Below are 3,008 nucleotides of genomic sequence, written 5' to 3' on the forward strand. Positions count from 1 at the left end.
GCATTGGCACAGGCCGGTGTTTCACCGGCTCAGGTTCAGCATCTGAATGCTCATGCAACCTCGACTCCGGTAGGTGATCTGGGTGAGCTGGCGGCGATCAAGGCGTTGTTCGGTGCGCAAAACGGCATCGCCGTGACATCGACCAAGTCGGCGACCGGGCATTTGCTCGGTGCAGCGGGTGGGCTCGAAGCGATCTTTACGCTGCTGGCGATTCGTGACCAGATCGTGCCGGCGACTCTCAATTTCGAGAACCCGGACCCTGCCACTGAAGGTGTCGACATCGTTCATGGCGATGCGCGGCCGATGGCCATCGAATACGCGCTGTCCAACGGTTTCGGATTTGGCGGGGTCAATGCCAGTGTGCTGTTCAAGCGTTGGCAGGATTAATCCTGTGAATGTTTGAGGTGATCGCGTGCGGCGTCGAGTATCCGTTGGGCAAACTCGGCGTCGGCGACGCTGCGGGATAACAGCAAGGCGCCGACCAGCGTCGACATGATGACGATGCTGCGTTCGGCGGTGCGCTCTCCGTCAAGGGTGTGCTGGATCTGATCGAGTCGCGCCTGGAGCACGACGTCGCTGGTTGGACTCGGTTGACCACGCAGCCCCAGTTCCGAAGAAATGGTCAGCAGCGGGCAGCCCTCGTGAGGCGAGGTTTGATGCCATTCGGACAGGTAGGTGTCGATGAAAGCTTCGAGTGGGTGTTCCTCGGCGAAGATTTGCGCGCACAACTCGTCGACTTGTACGCCAGCCTCTTGCAAGGCTTTTTCCACCAGTTCGTCTTTGGACTTGAAATGCGAGTAAAAGCCACCGTGGGTCAAGCCCAGTGCTTTCATCAGGGGTTGCAGCCCGGTCGCGCCGATACCATCGCGTCGAAATCGCGCTGAAGCTTCCTTGATTATGCGTTGGTGGGTCTGGGCTTTATGGTCCTGCGAGTAACGCATCTGATATCTCCGCATCAATGCGGCCCATATTAACCAATGAAAATTGCATGGTGACTGTACTTCTACTTCTAAAAAGCATGCACATGCTTCGATATGGCTACAAAGCAGCATGATTTAAGGAGACTCCATACAAAAACAAACCCCGCCGTTACAGGCGGGGTTTTCAGTCAGCGGTCCTGCGCTTCCTTGGCGTCCATTTCCGCATTGCGTTCGGCGACGCGCTTACGTTGCTCTTCGGTCAGTTCGACCTTGTTGGCGGTGTCGCGCAGCAGCATCAGACCACCAACGATCGAGCCGATGGCAACGACCAGAATCAGCCAGGCATACCAGGGCATAGGACTCTCCTTGAAAAGCAGGCGGGTCGACGAGGGTTCGCCAACCGATCGTACATATCACTTTGAGTGATGGGGTTTCATCGCAGTTCCATCGCTATCCCCCTCCATTCTATGCCTGTTGTTCAAGGTTCACTCGAACGCTTTCAATGTCCGCTCAACATCGCATCCGCTGGTGCGTCGGCGCGCAATTGCGCGGTGAGCATGAAGTACACGAAACCTGCCACCATGAAGCCCAGAAAGATCAGACCGATCAACGTGTTGAACCAGGCCATCGCCACCAGACACACCACCGCCAGCATCAATGCAATGAATGGCACCAGCGGGTAGCACGGGGCGCGGAAGGTGCGCTCCAGGTTCGGCTCGGTTTTACGCAGTTTGAACAGGCTGAGCATGCTCATGATGTACATCACGATGGCGCCGAACACGGCCATGGTGATCATCGCGGCGGTCAGCGTCATGCCGCCGAGGTTGATCAAGCCATCGCTGTAGATGGCGGCAATGCCGATGACACCGCCGGCGATGATCGCCCGGTGCGGTGTTTGAAAGCGCGACAATCTGGCCAGGGATGCCGGTAGGTAACCGGCCCGGGCGAGGGCGAAGAACTGCCGTGAGTAGCCAAGGATGATCCCGTGGAAGCTCGCCACCAGGCCGAACAGGCCGATCCACACCAGCATGTGCAGCCAGCCCGAGCTTTCGCCGACCACGGTTTTCATTGCCTGCGGCAGCGGGTCGTTGATGTTTGACAGAGTGCGCCAGTCGCCGACGCCACCGGCGAAGAACATCACCCCCATCGCCAGCAGCACCAGGGTCAAGATACCGCTGATGTAAGCCTTGGGAATCGTGCGCTTCGGGTCCTTGGCTTCTTCAGCGGCCATGGCTGCGCCTTCGATGGCGAGAAAGAACCAGATGGCAAAGGGAATCGCCGCGAACATCCCGGCAATCGCCGGAGCACCGAACACGTCGGAACCGGCCCAGCCATTGAGGGCGAAGTTGCTGAAGCTGAATGCCGGGGCGACCACGCCCATGAACACCAGCAATTCGGCGACCGCCAACACGCAGACCACCAACTCGAAGGTCGCTGCCAGTTTCACCCCGAGGATGTTGAGGCCCATGAACACGATGTAGGCACCGACTGCCGCGTGTTTCGGGTCAAGGGCTGGAAACTGGACATTTAGGTAGGCGCCGATGGCCAGGGCAATCGCTGGCGGGGCGAAGACGAATTCGATCAGTGTCGCCAGCCCGGCGATCAACCCGCCTTTTTCGCCAAAGGCGCGACGGCTGTAGGCAAAGGGACCGCCGGCGTGAGGAATGGCGGTGGTCAGTTCGGTGAAACTGAAGATGAAGCAGGTGTACATGGTGGCGACCATGAACGAGGTCACCAGAAAGCCTAAGGTCCCGGCCACGCCCCAGCCATAGCTCCAGCCGAAATACTCTCCGGAAATCACCAGCCCGACCGCAATGCCCCACAGATGCAATGTGCCCAGCGTGGGTTTGAGTTGTGTGTTCATGTGTTTGCTCCCTGAGTGGTTTGGAAAGCCCAGGGGACGCCAGTGCAGTGGGCGTGCCATTTCGCGGTGGTGCGTCGTAATGGGATGAAAGGTGTCGTATCGAGGATGTTCGCTACTGGATGTGCGAATTTTTTGCGTCAGTCAGGGGCGCCGCTGGTTTGAATGCCGCTTTCGCGAGCAAGCCTGCATGCCCGCTACCCGACACCGCTGCAACGCGCAAACTT

The 3,008-nt window shown here is 58.6% G+C and carries 3 protein-coding genes and 1 pseudogene; 1 reads left to right on the forward strand and 3 read right to left on the reverse strand.

Going from position 1 to position 3,008, the window contains the following annotated elements:
• A pseudogene (locus tag ACXRVY_RS22325) lies at positions 1-387 on the forward strand (beta-ketoacyl-ACP synthase II); the annotation flags it as partial.
• Here ACXRVY_RS22325 and ACXRVY_RS22330 read toward each other — a convergent pair.
• From ACXRVY_RS22330 to eat, 3 genes are all read right to left on the reverse strand, one after another.
• Positions 384-941, reverse strand: coding sequence for a TetR/AcrR family transcriptional regulator (locus tag ACXRVY_RS22330; protein ID WP_223462488.1), 558 nt, complete (start codon positions 939-941; stop codon positions 384-386). The pseudogene ACXRVY_RS22325 and the gene ACXRVY_RS22330 overlap by 4 nt on opposite strands.
• Before the next feature lie 167 nt (positions 942-1,108).
• Complete coding sequence (locus ACXRVY_RS22335; protein ID WP_007985427.1) at positions 1,109-1,276, reverse strand: DUF2897 family protein; 168 nt, start codon at positions 1,274-1,276, stop codon at positions 1,109-1,111.
• A gap of 143 nt (positions 1,277-1,419) precedes the next feature.
• Positions 1,420-2,784: an ethanolamine permease gene (gene eat, locus ACXRVY_RS22340; protein ID WP_223462489.1), complete on the reverse strand. Its 1,365-nt coding sequence runs from the start codon at positions 2,782-2,784 to the stop codon at positions 1,420-1,422.
• Between the last annotated feature and the right edge of the window lie 224 nt (positions 2,785-3,008).

The organism is Pseudomonas sp. P5_A2_2 (genome assembly GCF_054177685.1).

What these genes read in the sequence shown, in the direction of transcription:
- ACXRVY_RS22330 (WP_223462488.1), bottom strand. Translation starts at nt 941, where the DNA reads ATGCGTTACTCGCAGGACCATAAAGCCCAGACCCACCAACGCATAATC.
- ACXRVY_RS22335 (WP_007985427.1), bottom strand. Translation starts at nt 1,276, where the DNA reads ATGCCCTGGTATGCCTGGCTGATTCTGGTCGTTGCCATCGGCTCGATC.
- eat (WP_223462489.1), bottom strand. Translation starts at nt 2,784, where the DNA reads ATGAACACACAACTCAAACCCACGCTGGGCACATTGCATCTGTGGGGC.